Raw genomic sequence first — 22,968 nt, 5'->3', positions numbered from 1 at the left:
GCCGGTTCCGCCAGCGGCGGAGCCGGCGCACCATTCGGATACAGTTTGATGCGTCCCCTGGATCCCGTGACATCGAAGCAACGTGCGGCATATGGCCTGGCGTTCTTCGTGCTGTTCGTCGCCCTCTGGTCATGGGCGACGTTCGGCGGCCATGTGTCGAAGACCTTCCTCGCCAATCCGCTCACCATGGTGCAGGAGGGCCTCGAGCTGCTCACCAAGCACGGCTTCCTGTTCGACATCGGCATGACGATCTGGCGCGTCGTCGGCGGCTTTACACTCGCGGCGGTCATTGCGGTGCCGCTCGGCGTGCTGATGGGCGCCTACAAGCCGGTCGAAGCATTTCTCGAACCCTTCGTCTCATTTGCACGCTATTTGCCCGCCTCGGCCTTCATCCCACTGCTGATCCTGTGGGCCGGCATCGGCGAATTGCAAAAGCTGCTCGTCATCTTCATCGGCTCGGTGTTCCAGGTCATCCTGATGGTCGCGGTGACGGTCGGTGCCACGCGGCGCGATCTGGTCGAGGCTGCCTACACGCTGGGCGCCAGCGACCGCGGCATCATCCGCCGCGTGCTGCTGCCCTCCTCCGCGCCGGAGATCGCGGAGATCCTGCGGCTGGTGCTGGGTTGGGCCTGGACCTACGTCATCGTCGCCGAGCTGATCGGCTCGTCCTCGGGCATCGGTCATATGATCACCGACAGCCAGGCGCTGCTCAACACCGGCCAGATCATCTTCGGCATCATCGTGATCGGATTGATCGGCCTGATCTCGGACTTCCTGTTCAAGGCGTTCAACGCCTGGCTGTTTCCCTGGAAGCTCGCATGACCATTCTCAAGATCGAGCAGGTCTCGCGCACCTTCCCCGCGCGCCACGGCAACGCGCCGACGCGGGCGCTGGAGCCGACCGACCTCACCATCGGCAACAACGACTTCGTCACCATCCTCGGCCCCTCCGGCTGCGGCAAGTCCACGCTGCTGCGCATCGTCGCGGGCCTCGACCGTCCGACCGGCGGCCGTGTCACGCTCGAAGGACGCGAGGTGACCGGCCCGGGCGCCGATCGCGGCATGGTGTTCCAGTCCTACACGCTGTTCCCCTGGTTGACGGTGCGCGAGAACATCGCCTTCGGCCTGCGCGAGCGCGGCGTGTCCGAGGCGGAGCGACACAAGATCGCGGATTCGTTCATCCGCCAGGTCGGGCTGTCCGGCTTCGAAAACCATTGGCCGAAGCAGCTCTCCGGCGGCATGCAGCAGCGCACCGCGATCGCACGCGCGCTCGCCAACGACCCGAAAATCCTGCTGCTCGACGAGCCGTTCGGCGCGCTCGACAACCAGACCCGCGCCTTGATGCAGGAAATGCTGCTCGGCATCTGGGAACGCGACCAGAAGACGGTGCTGTTCGTGACCCACGATATCGAGGAAGCCATCTTCCTCGGCAGCCGCGTCATCGTCATGAGCGCGCGCCCCGGCCGCATCAAGGCGGACATTCATGTAGACCTGCCACATCCCCGCTCCTACAAGATCAAGACCACGCCGGAATTCGTCCAGCTGAAGGAACGGCTTGTCGAGGAGATCCGCACCGAGGCGCTGAAGGTTGCCGAACATGCCTGACACCCAGCCCCGCGCCGACGGCCATCGCGTTCTTGCCGACCTCCACGCACTGCGCGCCTTTGGCGCCTACAAGACCGGCGTGCACAAGCCGACCTTCTCCGAGCCGCACAAGCTATCCCTGGAATGGCTCGTCCAGAAGCTGCCCGAGGCCGAGCTATCCGCGACGATTGACGGCATCGGCAATGTGTTCGGGACGAGCACGAAGTCGGGGCCGAAGCTGCTGGCGGGCTCGCACCTGGAAAGCCAGAATTATGCCGGCTGGCTCGACGGCCCGCTCGGCGTCGTCTACGCGCTGGAAGCTGCGCGCGTGCTGAACACCGATCCCTCGTTCAATGGCGCGGTCGAGGTCGCCGCCTGGTGCGACGAGGAGGGACATTTTGGTCATTTCCTCGGCTCGCGCTCCTATGTCGGACAGGTGACCGAGGCCCACATCGACGCTGCGCGCGACCGCACCAGCGGCCGCACCATGCGCGATGCCCTTGCCGACATGGGGCTCGCCGGGCATCCGCGCATCACCGCCGAGCCGGGACGGCACGTCGGTTATCTCGAGGCGCATATCGAGCAGGGCGACACGCTCGAAAGCGGGCAGCTGGCGATCGGCGTCGTGACGTCCATCGTCGGCATCTGGCAGTACCAGATCAATTTTGCCGGCGAGCAGAACCATGCCGGCACCACGCGCATGGCGGTGCGCAAGGATGCGGGCCTGGCGCTGGCCAAGTTCTGCGTGGCGATCGACGAACGTTTCCCGACGGCCTGCGGCCCGCGCACGGTCTGGACCACCGGCCGCATCACGCTCGATCCGGGCGCGCCGAGCATTATCCCCGGTGGCGCCGAGATGCTGTTCCAGATCCGCGACGACGACCCGTCTGTGATCGCGCGGCTGGAGCAATTGCTGCGGACCATGGCGGACGAAGCCAGCGCAAATGGCCCCTGCACCGTCACTGTGACGAAGCTGCGCACCGGCGCACCCGCGATGATGAATGCGGGCTTTCAGGACGCGATCGAGGCCGCGAGCAACGTCGTCGCCCGTGGTCGTTCCATCCGCATGCCGAGCGGCGCCGGCCACGATGCGCAGATGCTGGCAACCGTCATGCCCGCCGGCATGCTGTTCGTGCCGTCGATCGGCGGCATCAGCCATCACTGGACCGAGAACACGGCGGATGCCGATATCGTGACGGGCGCAGAGGTGTTCGTCGAGGCGTGCCGGCGGATCCTCGGGGGCTAGGTCGAGGCATGCGGCCGTTGAGCGCCTGCCACGACCATTCGAGCAGGGCTCTGCCATAAAGCCGCGGCAATCCTCGGGCCTGTCGACCGTCTCCTCCCCTGCTTCCCCGGAGTTCCCATGTCTTCTGCCGACCGGCCGGCAACCCGCCTTGCGACGCGGCTTGCCTTCCTCGTTGCGGGCTTCGGCATCGCGTGCTGGGCACCCCTGGTGCCGTTCGCGAAGGCGCGGCTCGCCGTCGACGACGGAGTCCTGGGGCTGCTCCTGCTCAGCCTCGGCATCGGCTCGGTCGTGGCGATGCTGCTGACCGGCGTGCTCAGCGCGCGCTATGGCAGCCGGCCGATCATCGTCGCGGGCGGACTCGGTCTGACGCTGGTGCTGCCGCTGCTCGCGATCGCAAGCTCGCCGCTGGCGCTGGCGCTGGCGCTGCTTGCGTTCGGCGCCGCGCTCGGCTCGATCGACGTCGCCATGAACATCCACGCCGTGGAGGTGGAGCGCGCCGCGCGACGCCCGCTGATGTCCGGCTTCCACGCCCTGTTCAGCATCGGCGGCTTCGCCGGTTCCGCGCTGATGACGGCACTGCTCTCTCTGCAGCTCGGCGCGCTCGCCTCGACGTTGATCTGCTCCGTGCTGATGCTGATCGCGATGCTCGTGACCTGGCCGCGCCTGCTTCGCTCGGTGCAGGTGCAGGAAGGCCCATTGTTCGTGCTGCCGCATGGATCGGTGCTGCTGCTGGCGCTGCTCGGCGCCATCACCTTCCTGGTCGAAGGCGCGATGCTCGATTGGGGCGCGCTGCTCGTGATCGGCGCCGGGCTCGTCAGCGAGGCACAAGGCGGCATCGGCTATATCGTGTTCTCGATCGCGATGACGATCGGCCGGCTCGCCGGCGATGCGGTCGTTGCGCGCATCGGAGACCGCACGACATTGCTGTGGGGCAGCCTCATTGCCATTGCCGGCTTCGTGGTGCTGCTCACCGCGCCCGTCGCAGCGGTCGCGATCGGCGGATTCCTGCTGATCGGGCTCGGCGCCTCGAACCTCGTGCCCGTGCTATTCCGCCGGGCGGCGCAACAAACGGTGATGCCCACGGGACTTGCGGTCGCGGCGATCACGACGGCAGGTTATGCAGGCATCCTACTCGGCCCTGCCGGCGTCGGCTTCGTCGCACAGCTCGGCGGACTGCCGCTGGCATTCTGGCTGCTGGCCGCCTTGATGGGTCTCGTCACGTTGACGGCGGGGATCGTCACCGCGGAGCAGCGCCGGGCCTCGCATGCCGATGCGTGAGCGGACTCGCGTCGACTTTGACCGATGAGGAGGTGGACCGCCACAGGCGGCGAGCCACCTTCTTCAGGCTCTAGCCTCCGACTGCGGCAGCGCGCCGCGGCAGCTTCCAGCCCGGCCGGATGAAGTGGCAGGTGTAGCCATCGGGATAGCGTTCGAGATAATCCTGATGCTCGGGCTCGGCTTCCCAGAACTCGCGCGCGGGCGCGACCTCGGTCACCACCTTGCCGGGCCACAGGCCGGACGCCTCGACGTCGGCGATGGTGTCTTCGGCAATCCGCTTCTGCTCCTCGCTGGTGTAGAAGATCGCCGAGCGGTAGCTCGTGCCGATATCGTTGCCCTGACGGTTGAGCGTCGTCGGATCATGGATCTGGAAGAAGAACTCCAGCATGGTCCGGAAGCTGGTCCTGGCCGGATCGAACACGATCTCGATCGCTTCGGCATGGCCCTCGTGATTGCGGTAGGTGGCGTTCCTGACGTGCCCACCGGTGTAACCGACGCGGGTGGAGATCACGCCAGGCTGCTTGCGGATCAGATCCTGCATGCCCCAGAAGCAGCCACCGGCCAAAACTGCGCGTTCCGTCGTCATGTGATGTGCTCCCAATGATCGCTCAAAAGCTTGTCCATCATATAGGCTTTCGGCCGCCCGGCCGAAAGCCGCGCGTTGACGCCCACCCGGTCGCCAGGGCTCGGTCGCGCCGTAGGCGCGGGTGAGGGCTTTCTCCTCCAGGAGACTATCCCCATTGCGGAAACACCCTCTCCCGCAAGCGGGAGAGGGAGCGCACCTCCGCCTTCAGCGATCGAGCCTCAGTCCATCACCCTAGACCAGCTTGGCGTCGAGCGTGATGGCGGCGTTGAGCACCTTGGACACCGGGCAGTTCTTCTCGGCCTCGCCGGCGAGCCGGGCGAAGCCGGCATCGTCGAGACCAGGCACCTTCGCCCGCAGGGTCAGGGCGGATTTGCTGATCTTGAAGCCCTTGCCTTCGGGCTCGAGCGTAACGGCGGCTTCGGTCGACAGCTCGTCCGGCGTGAAACCCGCCATCTGCATGCCGAAGGCGAGCGCCATGGTGAAACAGCCGGCATGGGCCGCGGCGATCAACTCTTCGGGATTGGTGCCCTTCTCGTTCTCGAAGCGGGTCTTGAACGAATAGGGCGTCCCGGCAAGCACGCCGGATTCGCTCGACAGATGGCCCGTGCCATCGCGACCAGTGCCCTTCCAGACTGCTGTTGCCTTGCGGATCATCTAAAGGTCTCCTTGTTTGCCTAAACCGGATCGAACGCGCGGATCGGCGGTAAATTGCCGGTGAACTTCTCCACCTCGACGGTCGTCAACTGGCCGGTGCAGCCCTGCGCCAGGGACGAGGTGCCGACGTCGCGGGTCAGCACGTTCGGATTGCCGTGAACGCAGAGCGGCGCCTCGTCTTCCGGATCCATCGGATCGTACCACGCGCCGGTCGGCAGCTGAACCACGCCGGGCGCGATGCCGTCGGTAACGCGGACCGCGGCGAGGCAGGCACCGCGCTCGTTGAACAGGCGGATGATGTCGCCGTCCTTGATGCCGCGCGCCTGTGCATCGACCGGGTTCATGCGCGCGACCTCGCGGCCGCGATGCTTCGAGCCGAGCGAATGTCCGCCGAAATCGAGCTGGCTGTGCAGGCGCGTCACGGGCTGGTTGGCGATGAGGAAGCACGGTGCCCCCGGCTTGGGAACATCGGTCTTGTCGAGCCAGACCGGATGTCCGGGACAATCCGCATCGCCATGCGCCGCGATCTTGGCCGAGAAGATCTCGATCCGTCCGCTCGGCGTCGGCAAAGCGTGATTGACGGGATCCTCGCGGAAGCGGCGCAGCCGGCCGCCGTCATCGGGCTGTTGCGGCACGACCAGGCTGCCGCGCGCCCAGAACTCGTCGAAGTCAGGCGCCTCCAGGCCGCGCTTGGCGAGCGAGGCCCGGGTTGGCTCGTAGAGATGCTCCAGCCATTGCCGCGACGTGCGTCCCTCGGTGAACGGCTCGCGCGCCCCGAGACGTTCGGCGAGATCGGCGAAGATGTCGTAATCGTCACGCGCGAGACCAAACGGCTCGGCGATCCGGTGCATCGCGACCATCAGGGGATCGTTGGTGGAATAGCCGATGTCCTCGCGCTCCAGCGTCATTGTCGCGGGCAGCACGATGTCGGCGTGGCGGGCGGTGGCGGTCCAGGCGAGCTCGTGCACGACCAGCGTGTCCACCTGCGCAAAGGCCTTGCGCAGGCGATTGATGTCCTGATGGTGATGGAAGGGATTGCCGCCGGCCCAGTAGACCAGACGAATGTCCGGATAGGTGCGCGTCTCGCCATTGTAGCGATAGGTGGTGCCGGGATTGAGCAGCATGTCGGCGATGCGCGCCACCGGAATGAAATCGGCAACGCCGTTGCGGCCCTGCCCCAGCGTCGGTCCCGGCACGTCGTTGACGCGGCGGCCGTAATAGCCGATCGCACCCAGCGAATAGGCATAGCCGCCGCCGGGCAGGCCGATCTGGCCAAGGGCCGCCGCCAGCACCATGCCCATCCACACCGGCTGCTCGCCATGCTCGGCGCGCTGCAGCGAGTGGGAGACGGTGATGAGCGCGCGCTTTCCGGCAAGGCGCCGCGCCAGCTTGCGGATCGCATCCGCACTGACGCCTGAGATCGCGGCGGCCCATTCGGCGTGCTTGGCTTGCCCGTCGCTCTCGCCGGTCAAATAGCGCAGGAAGGTTGGCCAGCCCTCGGTGTAGCGATCGAGGAAGGCCTGGTCGTGGAGGTTCTCACTGACCAGCGTATGGACGATGCCGAGCATCAGGGCGGTGTCGGTGCCGGGCACGCAACTCATCCATTCGGCGCCGGCCTCGACCGGCAGATCGTCGCGCAGCGGGCTGACCAGGATGAACTCGCAGCCGCGCGCCCGAGCCGCCGCCATGGCGCCGCGCTCGACATGCTTGCTGATCGAGCCGCCCGCCACCATGGAGTTCTTCAGCGCCATGCCGCCGAACGCCAGCACGATGTCGGTCTCGGCCGCAATCTGCTCCCAGGTGACGTTGCGCTTGGTGATGTCCTCGTAGCCGGCCAGGATCTGCGGCAGCAGCACCGAGGACGCGCCCGAGGAATAGGTGTTGACCGAGCGCACATAGCCGCCCATCGCGATATTGAGGAAGCGATGCACCTGGCTCTGGGCATGATGGAAGCGCCCGGCACTCGACCAGCCATAGGAGCCGCCGAACACGGCGCCGGGTCCGCGCGTGTCGCGAATGCGGCCAAGCTCGTCGCCGAGAAGATCCAGCGCCTTCTCCCAGCTGACGGAGACGAACTCGTCGCGGCCGCGGCGATCGTCGGGGCCCGGCCCGCGCTCGAGCCAGCCGCGGCGGATTGCCGGCTGGGCGATGCGCGCCTGGTGGCGGAGCGCGCCGGGAAAATTGTCGATGATGCCGTTCGGATCGGGATCGCCCGCATAGGCCCTGACCTCCAACCCGGCCGCGCCCTGGCGCGCGGAGAACACGCCCCAATGCGAGGTGTGCGGCTTGAAGCCGTCCGACAGGTCAAGACCGGGGTCGGGGAAACCAATCGTATCGTCCATCTCTGATCCTTATTCCGGCGGCGTCGGCATGGGTGGTAGTATACCGATCCGCTACGGACGTCGTCGAGATCAGGGTTGACGGGAACGCTGGCCTGCCCCGCGCAAAGCCAGCCTCAAGGCCGTTGACACTCCCGAGCGTCGTCGAGCGCGTCATGTCGCTCGTTTTGGCGCCGACGCTGCATCATCCACGTGCGCAGCAATCGACCAGCAGATTCCAGATCCGCTGCGTCTCTTCTCTCTTGTTCGCCTCCGGCACGTTCTCCGCGCTCGACCGATCGAACGCGGCGATGGTGTGGGGTTGGCGAGGCACGATCCACCGCTCCGAAATCGGGTCGTACCATTTGCCGATATTCTCAGTCACGTCGGTCGACTCACAGGTTGACAGGCTCGGGCGATGCGCCCCGCGTGGTCCTCGTTGGAGCCCGTGTGGCGCCGCCCGATTCACCAATCAGGAGATCGCATGTTCGTTCCCAGCCCGCCGGCGTCAGCCCGGCCGGGCCGGATGCAGCGTGCGCGGATGCCGCTCGTGCAGCAATCGCGCCAGCTCCTCACGCTCGGTGTCGCGGCCCTTCATCGCGGTCTCGAACAGTGCCTCCTGGATGTCGCGAGGCATGTCGCCCCATACGTCCATCGCCGCACGTCCGAGCAGGCCCACAAAATGATCCACTCCATCGCTCATTCGGCTCTCCCGATCTGCACACGGGAATGGAACAGCGGCGGCCGCTCCGCGTTCCACTGCCATCATTGTGAAAAGGAGACGTCTTTTATGGGATTCTTCACCAAGGACATCCAGTCGATGGAAGACCTGCTGCTGCACGGGCTCCAAGACATCCACTACGCGGAACAGCAGATCCTGAAGGCGCTGCCGAAGATGATCGACAAGGCCACCAACAGGGATCTCGTCGCCGGGCTGAAGGCGCATCTGGAAGAGACCAACAAGCAGGTCGAGCGCCTCGACAAGGTCTTCGCCAAGCTCGGCAAGGAGCCGAGCGGCACGCATTGCCCGGCCATCGACGGCCTGATCAAGGAAGCCGACGAGACCGCCGGCGAGATCGAGGACAAGGCCGTGCTGGACGCCGCGATCGTCGCCAACGCACAGGCGGTGGAGCATTATGAAATGTGCCGGTACGGCACGCTGATCGCCTGGGCGGAAGAGCTCGGCCACGACGACATCGTGCGCTTCCTCACCACCAATTTGAACGAAGAGAAGGCCGCCAACACCAAGCTGAACACGGTGGCCCTGCGCAAAGGCGTCAACGCCAAGGCGTCCAGCGCGGCGTGATTGAAAGCTACTGATTGAGAGTGGCGGCGCCGTTAGTGCGGTGCCGCCACGGTGCTCGCCCGGATCAGATGAACGGCTTGCCGCCGGTGACGGGCAACGTCGCCCCCGACGTGTAGCTCGAAAGCGGATCGGCCAGCATGACGTAGGCGGTTGCGAGCTCGGCCGGCTGGCCGGCGCGCTGCATCGGCACCTGCTTGCCGAAGTTCTTGACCCTTTCCTCCGACATGGTCGAGGGAATCAGCGGCGTCCAGATCGGCCCCGGGGCCACCGCATTGACCCGGATGCCCTTTTCGGCCAACATCTGCGCAAGCCCGCCGGTGAAATTCTGAATGGCACCCTTGGTCGTGGCGTAGGCCAGCAGGCTCGGATTCGGCATGTCGGAGTTCACCGAGGCCGTGTTGATGATCGCGGAGCCCGGCCGCATGTGGGGGACCGCGGCTTTGGCCAGATAGAACATGGCGTGGATGTTGATCTCGAATGTCCGCCGCCATTCGTCGTCGCTGATATCTGCGACGTCCTTGAACGTCGCCTGATGGGCGGCGTTGTTGACGAGGATGTCGATGCCGCCGAGCTCCTCCACGGTGCGACGCACGATGGCGCGGCAATGTTCGGGATTGCTGATATCGCCCGGGATCAGGACGGCCTTGCGTCCCTCCCGCTCGACCAGCGCCTTGACCTCGGCCGCATCCTCGTCTTCGTTCAAGTAGGAGATGACGATATCCGCGCCTTCACGCGCATAGGCGATCGCCACCGCGCGGCCGATGCCGCTGTCGCCGCCCGTGATGATGGCCTTCTTTCCGGCAAGACGGCCGGCACCCTTGTAACTCTCCTCGCCGTGATCCGGTCGCGGCTGCATGGCGCGCGTCGAGCCCGGCATCGGCTGCTGCTGCGCAGGATAAGGCGGTTTTGGATAATTGGTCATGGACAACTCCCGGCGTTTGCTGCGCTAACCAAGCGCCGCCGGAAGTGTTCCTGCCGTTGATTCCGTCATCGCACAGCGTGGCCCCCCAGAGATCCGATTACGACGTCATCTCTCACACACCCTCCGAGCGGGTGTGACGATAGGCTTGCCGGGCTCCGCCCACAGGAACCCATTCGAGAACGGCACGCCCGGATAGGCTGCAGCAAGCCGGCGGTTGCCGCCGTCGACGTCGTCGCGACCATCCAATGCGTCGCGATCGTTCAACGCACCCTCCTGTTTCTCGCGAATGCCGGGCTGCCCCAGCGGCTTGCGGAACTCTCGGCTAGAAAAACTCCCGAGGATCGCTCACCATGGCGTCACCTTTGAGGACCATGTTGCGGAGAGCATCTTGAAACTCGCAGGTGTTTTAAGTGCGCCAAGATATCCCAAGCAATCGGACACGGACTTGACACCTGTAGCCAAATCGAACGAGCGGATTTCTTATAGCCGAGATCGGCAAATGACGACGGATCATTAAAGCGGCTGGAATCGAACCCTGCGTGCGTCACGGCGCGCTTCGAACGATCTCACCGGTTCGCGCGACGTCTCTCCGAAAGATCTTTCCTGCCCAGCGCTGCAGATCGTCCATCACCGTGTAGAAGGCAGGTACGTACATAAGACTGAGAAGGGTCGAGCTGAACAATCCCCCGATCACGGCGATCGCCATAGGCGCCCTCCTCTCGGCATCCGCGCCCATGCCCAAAGCTATGGGCAGCATGCCGGCGCTCATCGCTATCGTGGTCATGACGATCGGCCGAGCTCGTTTCCGGGCCGCGTCCAACAAAGCCTGCGTGCGGTCAAGGCCGCCATCGCGCCTGGCGACGATCGCGTACTCGACGAGAAGAATCGAGTTCTTCGCCGCAATTCCCATGAGCATCAGCAGCCCGATCATGACCGGCAGGGAGATCGACATCTGCGTCATCAGCAACGAGCCGAGAGCCCCTCCGATCGACAGCGGCAGCGCGGTGAGAATGGTTACCGGCTGAACGAACCCGTTGAAGAGCAGCGCGAGGACGACGAAGAGCAGAACGATCGCCGATCCGACCGCCAGCTTGAACCCGTCGAACAGCTCCTGCATGCGTTCGGAATCGCCCGCGAGCTTGTAGGATACCCCTGCCGGCAGCTGCTTGATCGAAGGCATCTGGGCGACCAGATCTTCCGCCTCGCCTACCGTCAAGCCACTTAATTCTGCTTCGACCGTCTCGCTTCTGGTGCGATCGGTCCGGTCGATCTGGAGCGGACCTGAGCCGAAGCTGATATCGGCGACAGACGACAAGGGCACCGGCGTCTCGAAAGTCGGCACCTGCAGCATCGACAGGCCGGCCATGTCGGAGCGAGCAGTGTCGTTCAGCAGAATGCGAACGGGAATTTGCCGCGAGCCCAGGCTGAACTTCGACAGGTTCTGGTCGATATCGCCTACGGTGGCGATATTGACAGTCTTGGCGATCGCGGTCGTAGAAACTCCGAGGAGAGCGGCCTTGTCCGCCTTGGGGGTTATCTGCAGCTCAGGCTTGGCGAAACTGCTCATGACTCTCGCGCGTTGGAATCCCGGAGTTGCGCGCATATCCTGGGCCAATCGGCCTGCCGCATGGGCAAGTGCTGCGGCATCATCGCTCAACAACGACACCTGGATTTTCGCACCGGAGGAGCCGTCCTCGCCAAGGCGGATCCGGACGCCCGGAATGATCGAAAGTTGACGGCCGATCGAAGCTTCGAACGCCTGTTGGGAGAGGGTTCGCTCGGCTCTCGGAACGAGATTGATCGTAACGGTCGATCTCCTGACCTCTCCCACCGAGGTGGACAGGTCTCCCGGGCCGGAAAGTATCGAAGTCTCGGTTCCGACGGCGGCATAGACGGAAGCGACTTCAGGTCTCGTCCTAAGCAGGAACGTGACCTTTTGCGTGGCAGCGTCCGTTTCCTGCAACGTCGCACCCGGCGCCAACTCTACGCTGAGGATCGTGCGGCCTCGATCGGCCGCTGGCATGAAGTCGGTCGGAAGGGACGGAATGATAGATAAGGACGCGACGAAGAATATGACACCGGCGACGATGGTGATCCATCGATAGTGCAGCGTCCAGGTCAGCATCAAGGCATAGTACCGCACCCACGCCGGCTCGGGATGCTCTCTTCCGGTCGTCTTCAGGAGAAAGGCCGCCATCAACGGCGTAAGCAAGCGAGCGACCACGAGAGAGAAGAAGACAGAACTGCAAACGGCGATCGAGAAAGCCTTGAAGAACTGTCCCGGAATGCCCGGCATCAGACCGACCGGCGCGAAAACCACGATGATGGCGAACGTCGTCGCAACCACGGCCAGGCCAATCTCGTCGGCCGCACCGATGGCGGCCTCGTATACGGTCTTTCCGGACTGCCTGATGTGCCGGACGATGTTCTCGATTTCCACGATGGCATCGTCGACAAGAATGCCGACGACCAAAGCAATCGCCAGAAGAGTGATGTTGTTCAGCGATTGGTCCAGCGCATACATCACCGCGAAGGTTGGCATCAACGAGAACGGTAGCGCAGCGCTCGAGATCAAGGTCGCCCGAATATCCCGCAGGAAGATCCATACGACCAGAACTGCGAGCAACGCTCCCAACAGGAGCGCCTCGATGGCGGCGTCGTATCCCTCGATGACCGCATCGGTCGAGGAGGTCACTTCCAGGATCCGTACGCCACCGTACGCAGCGGCGAATTCGGCCATCCGCTTCCTGACGGCTCGGGTCACTGCAAACTCTCCGGTCCCGACGGCGCGGTAGACGCTGAACCCCACGACTTCCCGACCATTGAACCGGGACCTCTGTCGCGGTTCGGCCCATGAGCGCTCGACGGTTGCGATTTCGGACAGCTTGACGCTGCGGCCGTCGCTGAAGGCCAGGCGCATCTCCTTCATGGCCGCGACGTCCGGAACGCTTCCCACAGTACGAATGACTTGCTCCGATCCCCCCAGCGTCGCACGACCGCCGGGCTGAGTGATGTTGCGGTTTCTCACAAGGTCGGAAACTTCCGCGGCGGTCAGTCCCAGAGCCAGCAATCGGTCGAGATCGAGCTTGATGGTGATTTCCGCATCGACGCCGCCGGATCTGAGGATCTTGGAGACGCCGGGGACCGCAAGCGCTGCTTTGGCGATGTCGTTGTCTATGAACCAGCTCAACGCGTCCGGAGCCATCATCGGAGCGTCGACGATGAACGTCAGGATCGCCTGTCCCGTCGCATCGACACGCCGGACCATGGGATCGAGCGTTCCTTGCGGGAGCTTCGAACGGACCGATACGACGGCATCCCGGACGTCGTTCGTCGCCCGATCGATATCGGTGCCGATCGCGAACTCGACCATGGTCATGGACAGTCCCTCGTTTACGATCGAACGAGTCCGATTGACGGTACCAAGCCCTGCGACGCCGTCCTCGACGAATCGGGTGATTTGCGCCTCGATTTCAGTCGGCGCTGCTCCAGGCCAGGCAACGCTGACCGTCACCGTCGGAATGTCCATGTCGGGCATATTGTTGAGCCGGAGCTTCGAGAAGCCGACGGCCCCTGCAAGGGTGAGCAGCACGAACAGAATGATGGTCGCGACGGGATTGCGGATCGCCCAACCGGAGATGCCGTTCATCGCAGCGCGCCGCCTTTGACCGAGGCAGTCTTCACGTTCACGAAATCACCGTCGCTGAGGAGACCAGAACCTTGGGTCACGATGCGATCTCCAACCTCCAGTCCACGCAGGACTTCCACGTCATCCGATTCCTTGGCGCCGATTCCGATCTCGACCAACGACACCAGACTGTCGCGTCCGATCTTGAAGACGTGAGCCTTCGCTTCGCGCCAGACCAGCGCCTTCAACGGAACAGTCAACGCAAGCTTTCTTGCGGCCGAAATCTCGACCCGAGCGAACATCCCTGGCTTGAGATTCGTTCCGTTTGGCAGGGCGACATGAACCGTACCTAAGCGCGTCTTCGGATCCACCACCGGCGAAACGAGGCGGACCGATCCATGCTCGGATCGCCCACCGGGGCCGAGCACCATCACATGCTGCCCTGCCGCAGCAGCGAGCAGGTCGGTTTCGACCACGCGGGCATCGACCTCGATGCGATCGTCCTGGATCAATCGGAACATCTCGACTCCGGCTTGAACCACCTGGCCGATCGCCACCGATCTCGAGGCGATCGTTCCCGCAGCGGGAGCGATGATGACCGTCTGACGTTGCCGTGCCTCTGCTTCGTCGAGTTGGGCACGAGCCGCTTCCAGCTTGGCCTCGGTCGTCTTGACGAGCGTCTCGCGCTGCTCGATGGCTTGCGCGCTCATCACCCCCGAGGACACCGAATGCGCGCGCGCAGCATCCGATCGGGCAATGGCAAGGCTCGCTTCCAGTTCGCCGATCGCGGCCTTCTGCTTGGATATCGCCGCAGCTGTCAGATCATGGCTGAGGCGCGCCAGTACCTGCCCCTTCACAACGACGTCGCCTTCGTCCACGGCGACCTCGATCACCGCCAGCCCACCCGCTTCAGAGCTGATCGGGATTTCACGCCACGCCACGACGTTGCCTGTCGCGGTGATCGTCCTGGTGACCTCCGATCTCTCGACCGATGCGGCCACGACGGTCATCGCGAATGAGAGACTTTCGGCATGGACGATGGAATGGCAGACCAGAGACGTCATGATCGCCATTGACCTCAGGCCCCGATGGATTCTCTTCATATCAGCACCTTCCTCCCGCGCCCCCGTCGACTCCCGAACGCCTCGCCGGCCACACTTCCGCGAAGGGCCGACGACCACTCGGGTAGGACGTGGCGTTTGCTCGCTTAGTACAATTTGTGTCGGATCGTCTCTGGAGGGTGCCAGTTTGTGTCGAAATGTTGCTAGGTTGGTGCCTCGGCGCCTTTCGTTACGAGTTCCGGCTTTTTTCGCCCCTGTTTACCGGTAAAACCGCGCTTCCGAGCCACTGTGAACGGCATCCATGAACGAACACACTCCTCAGATCCTAGTCGTCGACGACGATCCCGAGATTCGTAAGCTTCTTGCCCGCTACATCGAAAGCCAGTCGCTTCGCGTCGTCCTGGCATCGAGCTGCAGCGAGATGCGCGAGCGCCTTGCCGCCGGACCGGTGGATCTCGTGGTCCTGGATGTGATGCTTCCGGACGGCTCCGGGCTCGACGCCTGCCGCGATTTGCGAGCGAAACGGAACATGATCCCCGTCATCCTTCTGACGGCGCTCAAGGAGGATGTCGATCGCATCGTAGGTCTGGAAATGGGAGCCGACGATTATCTCGGCAAGCCGTTCAATCCGAGAGAACTGGTCGCCAGAATTCGCGCCGTCTTACGACGCCGCTCAGAAAGAAGTCTTCGATCTCAAGAAGCAAGGAAGTACCGATTCGACGGCCTTACGGCCGATCCGCAGTTGCGCAACGTGACCGATGCGCAGGGCAATGCTCTCGAACTGACCGGCGCGGAATTCGACCTGTTGCAGGTCTTTCTCGACAGACCGGGACGTGTGCTTTCGCGCGATCAACTCCTGGACCTTACGCGCGGCCGAGAGGGAGAGGTCTTCGATCGCTCCATCGATGTCCTCGTCAGCCGGTTGAGGCGTAAACTGGACACTTCCGGAATGCCGCCCCTTTTCAAGACAGTTCGCAACGGCGGTTATCAGCTCGTCGCGAAGGTCGGGGTGCAGGACTTTCCGGCGTGAACACCCTGCGCGCCAAACTCGCCGTCCTTCTCACCGTCGTGATCATCTCGGTGGTCTGCATTCTGACCGGGATTCTCGTCTACCTGTTTGATCCGCCCAACGAACGGGAGGCAATCACTCCACTCGTCGACCAGGTAGAGTTATTGACCCGAGTTGGGCAGGTCGCTCCCAAATTGGTCATCGTTCAACAGGCCGCAGCGGGCGGTGAAGTCGAAACCAATCTCACCACTTGGCTGCGCGACGCGCTGATGGCCCGCGGGATCCCCCGCGACGTCATCGTGTCCCGCAGGGACGATCTTGCTCTCCTGTCCATTCCGGTTGATCAAGGATGGATCGTCACGCAAATCCCTGACTTGCCTCCCGCGGGCGGCGTCTTCCATCTGCTTTTGATTTGGCTCGCGCTGACCACGCTGGGCACAATGGCGGTCGCTCTCTTTTTCGCGAACCGGATGGTCAAACCTCTCGTACTTCTCGAACGCGCGATCGAAACCGTAGGCCCGGACGGTGTCCTTCCCGAACTGGCCATGACAGGACCGGCGGAGGTGCGGGTCGCAGCCAGAGCGCTGAATTCTCTGTCTTCCCGGCTGAAGGCGGCAATGGAAAGCCGAATGCGGCTGGTCGCGGCAGCCGGCCACGACTTACGGACACCGATCACCCGTATGCGCCTGCGTGCCGAGTTCGTCACGGATGAAGAGGACCGCCAGATGTGGCTAAAGGATATCGACGAGCTGGAAAAGATCGCGGACAGCGCAATTCTTCTCGTGAGAGAGGACTCCGGCAAGTCGGCACCTGAGCCGATCCGGCTGGACATTCTCGTTTCCGACCTCGTGGACGAGCTTCGAACGCTATCTTACGACGTCACTCTGACCAGCTCTGCGGCGGCGACCGCCCTCGCGAATCGAACAGGCCTGAGCCGCGCCTTCAGGAATTTGCTCATAAATGCATCCACGCATGGTAAGCGGGCCCGGGTCGCCGTCCAAAGCAGCGCGAAGGACATCGTCGTTGTGATCGACGACGACGGTCCGGGGATTCCGCCCGATCTTATCGGGCAGGTTTTCGAGCCGTTCTTCCGCGTCGATCGGGCGCGCACAAAGCAGTTCGATGGTGCCGGGCTCGGTTTGACGATCGCGAAAGAGATCGTTCAGCGCGCAGGAGGCAGCATCAAGATCCAGAACGGATCACCACGGGGGCTGATCCAGACCGTGACGCTGCCGGTTACGCACTCGCTTCCGGCGGAGCCACACTGACGGGTGCCCCTTTAACCCCGGCGGGACACATTTACCGGAGCTCCGCACTCTGGCTGGCGGGGGGCGAGGCCGAACTGGAGAAGTGACCCAGCGGCTTCGGATTCTTCGCGATTCCCGGGGGTGCCTTTATCCACCGGTAGCCTTCGAAACCGGAACGATAGCCTTCGGTGTACAACGCCTGCATATATCCCTGCTCAAACGAAGCCTCCCTCGTCGCTCGAAAGGTCGACGGAATTGCCGCAAGGTTGAAGTCGGTACCGTCGATCTCGGCCTTCGCATAGATGCGATAGAGGTCGCCGATGCTTTGATTCTTGATCAGGGTGGAGATCGACCTCAGAGAAATAGAGAGAATGCCCGGTTCTACGGCTTCCCATTCCGGGCTGATCTTTCCGTTTCGGATGATGAAAAGGCGTGCAGCAGCTTTCTTGGTTGGGACGTCGGTGCGAATGATGGTCGAAGGTCGCGGCACGAAAACCTGCTGAGTCACGCCTCCATCGACATGAAGTTCCTCGTAGGTGCGGTCTGCAACACTGACCTTGATGCGGACGGGAGGAAAGGCACCCGGCACAGAAGCGGAAGCCAGCAGGATCTTTCGGAAGAGGGGCAGGGCTTGCGGATGATTGCTCATGGCTATGCGTCCCACATCCCATAGAACGGGACGCTGCGCGTCCAGATTCGTCGTTCCGATGAGCAACACTCGACCCTTTCGCCGCTCCATCGCGATATCGCGGAGGAATTGATCATCGACATACTTTGCTATCAGACTCTCGAGCGGGGAGCTGTCGACCAAGCCCGATCCGAGCAATGGCGCCACGACGCCGGGATCGTAGATATCGCTGCGCTCGTACCTCGTGAACACCTCTTTCAATGCTGCATCTCTGCTCCGCCCCAGGTAGACGAACGGCGCAGTCAACGCGCCGGCGCTCACCCCGGTGACCAGATCGAACTCAGGTCTCGTGCCGGCATCACCCCACCCGACCAAGAGACCGGCACCGAAGGCACCGTTGTCGCCTCCGCCAGATATTGCGAGAATGTTGAGCTCATCCGATTGTTGGCCGAGACGACCATGAGCGGCATTCGGCTTGCTCCGGATTTGTTTGATTGTAGACAGGGCGGCAAGCGCCTCGGGCGGAGCGTCCCCCCATACCCGAATGTTCGGCATCCCGGTGAGTTCGGCCTCGTCAATGAGCCGTTTCGGAACCACATCGCGCGGGAACAGGGAGGCACATCCGCAAAGAAGGCCGGTCATCAGAAACAGCGCGGCCACACGCATCACTGATCTCGATGTACACATGGTCTTCGGTATCTGAGGACGCCTAATACGACCTCCGAGCGAACGGGTCGTCCACCTGAAGGGCTCGACGATAGATGCTCGATCGGCCGACACGGGGCACGGGGGCCGTACACGACGACGTGGATGACCATCATCGTAGGCGACCTTCGCGATCGAGCCGCAAAGGCCGCGTCTGCCGATCCGGCCGTCCTCGACCACCACTACTTTCGTGTTTCCGCTGGACCGTCATCGGTCCATTCGGGAGGAAGGCCCAATTTGCCGCCGACCAGACCGGCGATCCCAGGAGCCCGGCCATAGGTTTCGCACGCCGCATACTTGGGAGCGAGACCAATATTCGAGCCGACCTTTTCCAAGGACGGGATATCGATACTAAAGCCCTCGAAGGGACTTTCACCCTTGTTGAGCATCTTAGCGAAGTCGTCGCCGAAGTCCCGAGCGAGATCGTAAGCGTCACTGGCTTTCGATGCTCTCGGCGTGCTGAAAAAGGCGTTCGCCCCTCTTCCCCAGATCATGGCGGCTTGCTGCCGCCCCGTGACGTCGACGGCTTCGGCCTCGATGGACAAGTCTCCGAGTCCAACCGGAATGCGGGGCACTGGAATCGGAACGGCCGTGTCCACGAAGCTTGTACCGAGCTTCGCCGCGGCCGAGACGCCCGCGGCGACTTCATCAGTCGGCGTCGCACGCGTAATGGCCGCACGCACGGTCAAATCCGCCCGTTGATCGGGCGACACCACTCTGAATCTGTCGCTCAAATTGATGCACAAGGCGCGGCTTACCGTATTGGCAACAAGGATACGTTGCTCATGGGTTAGCGCAGGCGCAACGTGGGCAGGGAATGCCGTCGATGCGACATTGATCGTCTTCGCCGCCGCTACCTGCTCTTTCTTCACCTGAAGACGGGACTTGGTGATCTTTCCATCCGACTGCTTCAATCCTTCGTAGGAGGACAGCCCGTTGCCCTGGACCAGCGCGGGAGTCGCGCAACCGGGCAACAGTGCAAGGATGGGCAGGAGCGCCAAGCGCATCGACTTGTTTCGGCCCGTCGCCGCCAACTGCCTCCAACCCGCCGCGATCGCGGGGCATACTCGGTTGTCCGAGGCCAAGCCGCCCTCGAATTTCGCACCCGTCCGGCCGTACGGCAGCGCGAAGCGAAGCAGGCGCGATGCGCAATATCCGAGCGGCCACCGGCGTTGGTACGGAAACGACGGATATGAACCAGGATGGTTAAGACCGGCGGCGGAGCGCATTCAGACCCCCTTATTGTGAACCCTGCGCTCGTGATAAACGGGCTACATGGCTCGGAATCTGGCCGCTGATGACCTAATGTTGCTGACCGACCGCGATTTGTGTCGAAAGATGTCCAGTCCGAATTGAGGACAGCCTTCGTTACAAATAATACCCTTCAGCCTGTTCCAACCGGACTAAACCGGCGCTCATGCACATTCCCCAAATCCTTGTCGTCGATGATGACTTAGAGATCCGCAAGCTCCTTGCTCGCTACATCAAGGAGCAGGGCTTCCGGGTTCAACTCGCGTCCCGCTGCGCGGAGGTACGTGAACGGATCGCCACGAATCAGATCGATCTGGTCGTACTGGACGTGATGCTCCCGGACGGGTCCGGACTCGATCTTTGTCGCGATCTCCGGTCCTCACGATCGCGGATTCCGATCATCCTGCTCACTGCACTGAAAGAAGAGGTAGATCGGATCATCGGCCTGGAGATCGGCGCCGACGACTATCTCGGCAAACCGTTCAACCCGCGTGAACTGATCGCCCGTATCCGCGCTGTGCTCCGACGGGGCGACGATGGCCGCCCCTCTCACGGCGGGAAAGGTCGCTACCTCTTCGAAGGGTTCGTCGCCGATCCTTCCGCCCGGTCGGTGGTCGCTCCGCAAGGCACCTCGATCGATTTGACCGGGGCGGAGTTTGATCTCCTCTTGACGTTTCTCGACCGTCCCGGCCGCGTTCTGTCTCGCGACCAACTGCTCGATCTGACCCGCGGGCGCGATGGAGACGTCCTGGACCGCTCCATTGATGTACTGATCAGTCGACTTCGGCGCAAACTTGCAGAGAGCGGCGCAAACCACATCTTTAAGACGGTGCGCAACGGCGGCTATCAGCTCGCCGCCAAGGTTAGCTACCTGGACGAGCACTCCTGAGCCTGCGGTCGCTCAGTCGACCTCCGTCTGCGAGCGAAGCCTACCTCTGCATCATTTCGGCAGAGCTGCGAACGACTGCCCTTCGCAGCGGTCGACGATCACCGACAGTCGCGCCTCAACGTAGCGGTTGCCTTCGAATAGCACCGCATAAGGACGCCGCTTTGACAACTCCGTGGCGCCGCTTCGCAAACATATGATCCAAGGAACGGAGGAGATCGGATGGGCTCGGATAGGCTCTGAGAACTCGACAGGCTCCTTCAATTGGGCTTCGGCGGCGACTTTCTTCAGCGAGCCCATGACTTTCGACGGCTCCGGAGCCATCGGCGAGCCTTTGGGCTGCACAGCGCACGACGTCAACAGCACACATGCGAGCCATGAGAGAGATCGCGTCGGCACTTTGTTCGCGTCATCGCGCATCGCGCGTAAGATCGATGGCGACCTCGGATACCCAGGCTCCCGGCGACTCCATGACGAAGGATTGGCGGCTTCCTTTCGTACGAACGACGAGCAACGCCGTGATCTTGTCGCCCTCGATGCGGGCATCGATCACGCCATTCTGATTTTTCCCATAGACCTTGCCCCCGACGCGGTACTGGCTTTCAAACCAGTTTCCTGAAAGCTCCGAGCCGCTTTGTTCGATCGTGGCGCCCAGATCCATCTTGTACGCCTCGCTCGCGCAGCGCACATTCATCCTGACGGATTGGCCTTCGTTCTTGGGCACGTAGTCGACCTTACAGCGAACCCGCTCCCGGGGGCCGTCCTTGGGCTTCATCCAACCACTGCCCGACCATGAACCGGCGACGCTATTGAAGCTCTCCTGCCCTGATGCAGGGGATGCGGCGGCGACGGCCATCAGCATCCAAAAACCGAGCCGTGGCATATTCAACCGGCGCGTTGTCAGGATTCTCATTGCGCCGACTATTGCGACAGTCATCTGCCCTCCTTCTAGAACCTTGATCGTCGCTGCAGGCTTCGATCCATTGGTCAGCTGCACACCGCGCACCGCCCCGCGAACATCAAGCTCTTCGACGCTGCAGACCTCGCTTTCCCGCTCTCGCAAAGCTGAACTACCCGACGAACGTCCGATCTTGATGGAATCGAGCGTCGCCCTTCTCCCGACCCGCGCTCGTTATCCAGACACCTGGATCCAAATTGGGCCGCGTGTGACTGAACGTTTCTGCGCGTCGGCATGTTGAGTCAAAAGATGTCAGAGCGGCCGAGTCCCTGATTGGACCGGGTGCATCAGATAGGCGCGGCGACCGAGACGAACGGCCTGAGGTGATGGATACGGGCCGGCGGCGGCGCTGGTTCGGGGACGAGAAGCTCAAGATCGTCTTGGAGAGCTTACAGGCGTCGCCGCAACAGCGCGGCGATATGGAGTTTCGCGTTCATCGCTGCTGCAATGGCGACGCTCGTTTCGGCCGGAGCCGAGGGGGCCCGCCGATCATTTCCAGCGCAAAGCACTCATTGGACCCCGCGCCTGGGACGGACAGGGAAATAGCTGCCTACCGCCCCAAAAAAGAAGCCGTGTCCAAGGGACACGGCAAGTTTCAGGGAGGGTGAACCGGGAGAATTCCCGATACATGCTTGAGGCGTGGCCCCGGCCGATCGTCCGCCGGAGCACGATCGAAATCATCAGCAGCCATTCGCAGCCGCCATCACCATTTCAACGCGGCCGTGCGCACGGGATGGTCCCACAGCGCCCGGGTCTCGGTATCGAGCAGGCTCACGGTGAGCGAGCACCCCGCCATGTCCAGCGAGGTGACATAGCTGCCGACCAGCGAACGGGCGATGCGCAAGCCGCGCTTTTCGAGCATCCGCCGCGCCGCGTTGTACATCAGATAAAGCTCGATCGCGGGCGTTCCGCCAAATCCATTGACGAGCAGCAGGGCTTCGTCGCCATCGCGGGCGTCGAGATCCCCGGCAATGGCAGTTGTCATCTCAAAAGCGATCGCGTCAGCGCGCTCCAGCTTGACGCGGCGGCGTCCCGGTTCGCCATGGATGCCGACACCCACTTCCATCTCGTCCTCGGCGAGCACAAACGTCGGCGTGCCTGCAGCCGGAACCGTGCAACTCGTCAGTGCCACCCCCATCGAGCGCGTCCGGGCGTTGACGCGCTCGCCGAGTGCAACGCAAGCCTGGAGGTCAGCCCCCTTCTCGGCCGCCGCGCCGACGATCTTCTCGACGATCAGAGTGCCGGCCACACCGCGGCGGCCGATGCTGTGGGTGGAATTCTCGACCGCGACGTCATCGTCGGTGACGATGGTGGCCGTGCGACCCTCGGAAATCTCGGCCGCCATCTCGAAATTCATGCGATCGCCCGCATAGTTCTTCACGATGAAGAGCACGCCGGCGTCGCCCGAAACGGCCTGCGCCGCCTCGACGATCTGGTCCGGTGTCGGCGAGGTGAAGACCTGTCCCGGACAGGCCGCATCGAGCATGCCATAGCCGACGAAGCCCGCATGCAGCGGCTCGTGCCCGCTACCGCCGCCGGATACGAGCGCGACCTTCCGCGAATTGAGCTCGCGGCGCCGCACGAATTTCCGCTCGGGCCCGAGCGTCACGAGATCGGCATGCGCCGCAGCCAACCCGTCGAGGCTCTCCGCGAGCACGCCATCGACCGAATTGATGAACTTTTTCATGTTCTCCTCCCCTCT

At 63.2% G+C, this 22,968-nt stretch carries 22 protein-coding genes; 8 read left to right on the top strand and 14 right to left on the bottom strand.

Annotated elements, in window-relative coordinates; genetic code table 11:
* The first annotated feature begins 48 nt into the window (after positions 1–48).
* From ACM43_RS26555 to ACM43_RS26540, 4 genes are all read left to right on the top strand, one after another.
* Positions 49–822: an ABC transporter permease gene (locus ACM43_RS26555; RefSeq protein ID WP_271544083.1), complete on the top strand. Its 774-nt coding sequence runs from the start codon at positions 49–51 to the stop codon at positions 820–822.
* On the top strand, positions 819–1,604 hold the full coding sequence (locus ACM43_RS26550) for an ABC transporter ATP-binding protein (protein WP_271544081.1): 786 nt from the start codon (positions 819–821) through the stop codon (positions 1,602–1,604). The genes ACM43_RS26555 and ACM43_RS26550 overlap by 4 nt, the downstream gene beginning before the upstream one ends.
* The gene (locus tag ACM43_RS26545; RefSeq protein ID WP_271544079.1) at positions 1,597–2,829 is read left to right on the top strand and encodes a Zn-dependent hydrolase; all 1,233 of its coding nucleotides are present in this window, start codon (positions 1,597–1,599) and stop codon (positions 2,827–2,829) included. The genes ACM43_RS26550 and ACM43_RS26545 overlap by 8 nt, the downstream gene beginning before the upstream one ends.
* Positions 2,830–2,946: 117 nt before the next feature.
* Complete coding sequence (locus ACM43_RS26540) at positions 2,947–4,107, top strand: MFS transporter (protein ID WP_271544077.1); 1,161 nt, start codon at positions 2,947–2,949, stop codon at positions 4,105–4,107.
* Between the two features lie 70 nt (positions 4,108–4,177).
* Here ACM43_RS26540 and msrA read toward each other — a convergent pair whose 3' ends face one another.
* From msrA to ACM43_RS26515, 5 genes are all read right to left on the bottom strand, one after another.
* The gene (gene msrA / locus ACM43_RS26535; RefSeq protein WP_225182836.1) at positions 4,178–4,693 is read right to left on the bottom strand and encodes a peptide-methionine (S)-S-oxide reductase MsrA; all 516 of its coding nucleotides are present in this window, start codon (positions 4,691–4,693) and stop codon (positions 4,178–4,180) included.
* 231 nt (positions 4,694–4,924) lie between these two features.
* On the bottom strand, positions 4,925–5,347 hold the full coding sequence (locus ACM43_RS26530; protein ID WP_157283988.1) for an OsmC family protein: 423 nt from the start codon (positions 5,345–5,347) through the stop codon (positions 4,925–4,927).
* 20 nt (positions 5,348–5,367) lie between these two features.
* Positions 5,368–7,689 (bottom strand): molybdopterin guanine dinucleotide-containing S/N-oxide reductase, encoded by a 2,322-nt coding sequence (locus ACM43_RS26525; RefSeq protein ID WP_271544073.1) that lies wholly within the window; start codon positions 7,687–7,689, stop codon positions 5,368–5,370.
* Between the two features lie 181 nt (positions 7,690–7,870).
* Positions 7,871–8,050, bottom strand: a complete 180-nt coding sequence (locus ACM43_RS26520) for a hypothetical protein (protein ID WP_036008060.1) — start codon at positions 8,048–8,050, stop codon at positions 7,871–7,873.
* Positions 8,051–8,173: 123 nt separating this feature from the next.
* Complete coding sequence (locus ACM43_RS26515; protein ID WP_036029310.1) at positions 8,174–8,368, bottom strand: hypothetical protein; 195 nt, start codon at positions 8,366–8,368, stop codon at positions 8,174–8,176.
* Positions 8,369–8,455: 87 nt separating this feature from the next.
* Between ACM43_RS26515 and ACM43_RS26510 the strand changes: the two genes are divergently transcribed.
* Entirely contained in the window at positions 8,456–8,971 is a 516-nt protein-coding gene (locus ACM43_RS26510) for a YciE/YciF ferroxidase family protein (protein WP_036008066.1), read from the top strand.
* Between the two features lie 64 nt (positions 8,972–9,035).
* Here the strand turns inward: ACM43_RS26510 and ACM43_RS26505 are convergent, their stop codons facing one another.
* The 4 genes from ACM43_RS26505 to ACM43_RS26490 form a co-directional block, all read right to left on the bottom strand.
* Positions 9,036–9,893 (bottom strand): SDR family oxidoreductase, encoded by an 858-nt coding sequence (locus tag ACM43_RS26505; RefSeq protein WP_157283994.1) that lies wholly within the window; start codon positions 9,891–9,893, stop codon positions 9,036–9,038.
* A 105-nt stretch (positions 9,894–9,998) separates the two neighbouring features.
* The gene (locus tag ACM43_RS26500; RefSeq protein WP_271544068.1) at positions 9,999–10,157 is read right to left on the bottom strand and encodes a hypothetical protein; all 159 of its coding nucleotides are present in this window, start codon (positions 10,155–10,157) and stop codon (positions 9,999–10,001) included.
* A gap of 280 nt (positions 10,158–10,437) precedes the next feature.
* Positions 10,438–13,542 (bottom strand): efflux RND transporter permease subunit, encoded by a 3,105-nt coding sequence (locus ACM43_RS26495; RefSeq protein ID WP_271544066.1) that lies wholly within the window; start codon positions 13,540–13,542, stop codon positions 10,438–10,440.
* Positions 13,539–14,594: an efflux RND transporter periplasmic adaptor subunit gene (locus tag ACM43_RS26490; RefSeq protein WP_271544064.1), complete on the bottom strand. Its 1,056-nt coding sequence runs from the start codon at positions 14,592–14,594 to the stop codon at positions 13,539–13,541. The genes ACM43_RS26495 and ACM43_RS26490 overlap by 4 nt, the downstream gene beginning before the upstream one ends.
* A gap of 289 nt (positions 14,595–14,883) precedes the next feature.
* Here ACM43_RS26490 and ACM43_RS26485 point away from each other — a divergent pair, with 289 nt between their 5' ends.
* Together ACM43_RS26485 and ACM43_RS26480 are read left to right on the top strand one after the other, a co-directional pair.
* Positions 14,884–15,612: a response regulator gene (locus ACM43_RS26485; RefSeq protein ID WP_271544063.1), complete on the top strand. Its 729-nt coding sequence runs from the start codon at positions 14,884–14,886 to the stop codon at positions 15,610–15,612.
* Entirely contained in the window at positions 15,609–16,859 is a 1,251-nt protein-coding gene (locus ACM43_RS26480) for a sensor histidine kinase (RefSeq protein ID WP_271544061.1), read from the top strand. The genes ACM43_RS26485 and ACM43_RS26480 overlap by 4 nt, the downstream gene beginning before the upstream one ends.
* A 31-nt stretch (positions 16,860–16,890) precedes the next feature.
* On the opposite strand, the gene ACM43_RS26475 is transcribed toward ACM43_RS26480, so the two are convergent.
* Positions 16,891–18,132, bottom strand: a complete 1,242-nt coding sequence (locus ACM43_RS26475; RefSeq protein ID WP_271544059.1) for a patatin-like phospholipase family protein — start codon at positions 18,130–18,132, stop codon at positions 16,891–16,893.
* Positions 18,133–18,353: 221 nt separating this feature from the next.
* Entirely contained in the window at positions 18,354–19,178 is an 825-nt protein-coding gene (locus ACM43_RS26470; RefSeq protein WP_271544057.1) for a DUF3313 domain-containing protein, read from the bottom strand.
* Between the two features lie 410 nt (positions 19,179–19,588).
* Here ACM43_RS26470 and ACM43_RS26465 point away from each other — a divergent pair, with 410 nt between their 5' ends.
* Positions 19,589–20,311, top strand: coding sequence for a response regulator transcription factor (locus tag ACM43_RS26465; protein WP_271544055.1), 723 nt, complete (start codon positions 19,589–19,591; stop codon positions 20,309–20,311).
* 51 nt (positions 20,312–20,362) lie between these two features.
* Here the strand turns inward: ACM43_RS26465 and ACM43_RS26460 are convergent, their stop codons facing one another.
* The 3 genes from ACM43_RS26460 to dhaK all read right to left on the bottom strand — a co-directional run bounded on the left by ACM43_RS26460 (position 20,363) and on the right by dhaK (position 22,953).
* The gene (locus ACM43_RS26460; protein ID WP_271544053.1) at positions 20,363–20,608 is read right to left on the bottom strand and encodes a hypothetical protein; all 246 of its coding nucleotides are present in this window, start codon (positions 20,606–20,608) and stop codon (positions 20,363–20,365) included.
* Positions 20,609–20,717: 109 nt separating this feature from the next.
* Positions 20,718–21,245, bottom strand: coding sequence for a hypothetical protein (locus ACM43_RS26455; RefSeq protein ID WP_271544050.1), 528 nt, complete (start codon positions 21,243–21,245; stop codon positions 20,718–20,720).
* 724 nt (positions 21,246–21,969) lie between these two features.
* On the bottom strand, positions 21,970–22,953 hold the full coding sequence (gene dhaK, locus ACM43_RS26450) for a dihydroxyacetone kinase subunit DhaK (protein ID WP_271544048.1): 984 nt from the start codon (positions 22,951–22,953) through the stop codon (positions 21,970–21,972).
* Between the last annotated feature and the right edge of the window lie 15 nt (positions 22,954–22,968).

The organism is Bradyrhizobium sp. CCBAU 45321 (genome assembly GCF_028128975.1).
Classification (GTDB): Bacteria; Pseudomonadota; Alphaproteobacteria; order Rhizobiales; family Xanthobacteraceae; genus Bradyrhizobium; species Bradyrhizobium yuanmingense.
Note: the sequence above shows the minus strand (reverse complement) of the source record. Positions and strands in the feature narration are given on the sequence as shown.

Bases quoted from the DNA above. Each gene is read 5' to 3' on its own strand.
- ACM43_RS26525 (WP_271544073.1), bottom strand. From the start codon at position 7,689: ATGGACGATACGATTGGTTTCCCCGACCCCGGTCTTGACCTGTCGGAC.
- ACM43_RS26530 (WP_157283988.1), bottom strand. From the start codon at position 5,347: ATGATCCGCAAGGCAACAGCAGTCTGGAAGGGCACTGGTCGCGATGGC.
- ACM43_RS26470 (WP_271544057.1), bottom strand. From the start codon at position 19,178: ATGCGCTTGGCGCTCCTGCCCATCCTTGCACTGTTGCCCGGTTGCGCG.
- ACM43_RS26545 (WP_271544079.1), top strand. From the start codon at position 1,597: ATGCCTGACACCCAGCCCCGCGCCGACGGCCATCGCGTTCTTGCCGAC.
- ACM43_RS26465 (WP_271544055.1), top strand. From the start codon at position 19,589: ATGCACATTCCCCAAATCCTTGTCGTCGATGATGACTTAGAGATCCGC.
- ACM43_RS26550 (WP_271544081.1), top strand. From the start codon at position 819: ATGACCATTCTCAAGATCGAGCAGGTCTCGCGCACCTTCCCCGCGCGC.
- ACM43_RS26460 (WP_271544053.1), bottom strand. From the start codon at position 20,608: ATGGGCTCGCTGAAGAAAGTCGCCGCCGAAGCCCAATTGAAGGAGCCT.
- ACM43_RS26495 (WP_271544066.1), bottom strand. From the start codon at position 13,542: ATGAACGGCATCTCCGGTTGGGCGATCCGCAATCCCGTCGCGACCATC.
- ACM43_RS26555 (WP_271544083.1), top strand. From the start codon at position 49: ATGCGTCCCCTGGATCCCGTGACATCGAAGCAACGTGCGGCATATGGC.
- ACM43_RS26515 (WP_036029310.1), bottom strand. From the start codon at position 8,368: ATGAGCGATGGAGTGGATCATTTTGTGGGCCTGCTCGGACGTGCGGCG.
- ACM43_RS26485 (WP_271544063.1), top strand. From the start codon at position 14,884: ATGAACGAACACACTCCTCAGATCCTAGTCGTCGACGACGATCCCGAG.
- ACM43_RS26540 (WP_271544077.1), top strand. From the start codon at position 2,947: ATGTCTTCTGCCGACCGGCCGGCAACCCGCCTTGCGACGCGGCTTGCC.
- ACM43_RS26505 (WP_157283994.1), bottom strand. From the start codon at position 9,893: ATGACCAATTATCCAAAACCGCCTTATCCTGCGCAGCAGCAGCCGATG.
- ACM43_RS26455 (WP_271544050.1), bottom strand. From the start codon at position 21,245: ATGACTGTCGCAATAGTCGGCGCAATGAGAATCCTGACAACGCGCCGG.
- ACM43_RS26475 (WP_271544059.1), bottom strand. From the start codon at position 18,132: ATGCGTGTGGCCGCGCTGTTTCTGATGACCGGCCTTCTTTGCGGATGT.
- msrA (WP_225182836.1), bottom strand. From the start codon at position 4,693: ATGACGACGGAACGCGCAGTTTTGGCCGGTGGCTGCTTCTGGGGCATG.
- dhaK (WP_271544048.1), bottom strand. From the start codon at position 22,953: ATGAAAAAGTTCATCAATTCGGTCGATGGCGTGCTCGCGGAGAGCCTC.
- ACM43_RS26510 (WP_036008066.1), top strand. From the start codon at position 8,456: ATGGGATTCTTCACCAAGGACATCCAGTCGATGGAAGACCTGCTGCTG.
- ACM43_RS26490 (WP_271544064.1), bottom strand. From the start codon at position 14,594: ATGGCGATCATGACGTCTCTGGTCTGCCATTCCATCGTCCATGCCGAA.